The following is a 1,314-nucleotide window of genomic DNA, read 5'->3' as shown; positions in this document are numbered from 1 at the left end:
TCAGCCGACACGTCCGGCACATCCGGTGCGTCTGACGCGCCTGTGTCCACCTTTCTGGCGTTGAGTGTCTCGGACGCCGCGGAGGACGTGATCGCCGTGATCCGCGGCGGGGCGCGCGGGTACGTCACCAAGACCATCTCCGGCGGGGAACTGGCCGACGCCGTGCGCCGCGTGGCCGACGGGGACGCGGTGTTCTCCCCGCGCCTGGCCGGGTTCGTCCTGGACGCGTTCGCCCGTGCCGCCCCGGGCCTCCAGGAGCGGGGTGAGCCGGTCCACGATCCGGAGGTCGACTCCCTCACCCCGCGGGAGAAGGAGGTGCTCCGGTTGTTGGCACGGGGGTACACCTATAAGGAGATCGCCGAGACGTTGTTCATCTCGGTCAAGACCGTGGAGACGCACGCCTCCAACGTGCTGCGCAAGACCCAGCAGTCCAACCGGCACGCGCTCACCCGCTGGGCGCAGTCCCGCCACCTGGACTGACTCGCCGGACCGTCCTGGGTGTCTTGACATCGCGAAGAGTGTTCCGCACACATCGGCCGGGAGTGGGGTGTACGGAACGCTCTTGGCGTTGACGCCGAGCCGCTACGGTGGCGTCGTGAGCGAACCGCGTGACCTCCCCGTCTGCATCATCGGCGACTCCTTCGTGGCCGGATACGGCGACGAGACCGGCCGGGGATGGACCGCGCACCTGGTCGAGGAGGGTGCCGGGGTGGGCCTGAGCCTCCACACCACCGTCGCGGGGATCGGTGGGGACACCTCCGAGATGATCCTGGCCCGGTGGGACGAGGTCGACCGCCGACGCGCCGCGTTCCCGACCACGGCGGTGATCGCGGAGTTCGGCGTCAACGACGTGATGGAGCACGAGGGCGCCCTGCGCGTCGAGGAGGCGGGCACGGTCGCGGCCCTGCGCGGGATGATCGCCCGTGCTCCCGGGGGGCGGTTCCTGGTGGTGGGGCCGCCACCGGTCGTGTGGGAGGAGGTCAATGAGCGGATCGCCGCCCGCGCCGCGGCCATTGCCGCGGTGTGCTCCGAGGCCGGGGTGCCGTTCGTGCCGACCTTCGACTCCCTGCGGCCCGGTGGGGCGTGGATGCGGGAGGTCACCGCCGGCGACGGGGCGCACCCCGGCCGCGCGGGGTACGAGGAGTTCGCCCGGGTCGTCTCAGGCCCGGTGCTCGAGTGGTTGGGCTCCCTACCGGATGAAGAACCGGGGTAGCGGGGACGCCGTACGTCCTGGTCAACGGGGGGGTGCTCTGGGGGTGGCCGTCGGAGAAGGCCGTTCGCGTCCGGCCGTCCGGTCGGAGACCCTCTGCATCT

2 protein-coding genes are annotated in these 1,314 nt (G+C 71.5%); both read left to right on the top strand.

Annotated features, from left to right (window positions below; genetic code table 11):
• Positions 1 to 480: response regulator transcription factor (locus G6026_RS17455; protein WP_241728080.1), on the top strand; the 480-nt coding region annotated here is incomplete at its 5' end.
• Between the two features lie 115 nt (positions 481 to 595).
• On the top strand, positions 596 to 1,213 hold the full coding sequence (locus G6026_RS13360; RefSeq protein ID WP_182613456.1) for a GDSL-type esterase/lipase family protein: 618 nt from the start codon (positions 596 to 598) through the stop codon (positions 1,211 to 1,213).
• Positions 1,214 to 1,314: the final 101 nt, after the last annotated feature.

Source organism: Dietzia sp. DQ11-38-2, assembly GCF_014145055.1.
In the GTDB taxonomy this organism is placed as follows: domain Bacteria; phylum Actinomycetota; class Actinomycetes; order Mycobacteriales; family Mycobacteriaceae; genus Dietzia.
Note: the sequence above shows the minus strand (reverse complement) of the source record. Positions and strands in the feature narration are given on the sequence as shown.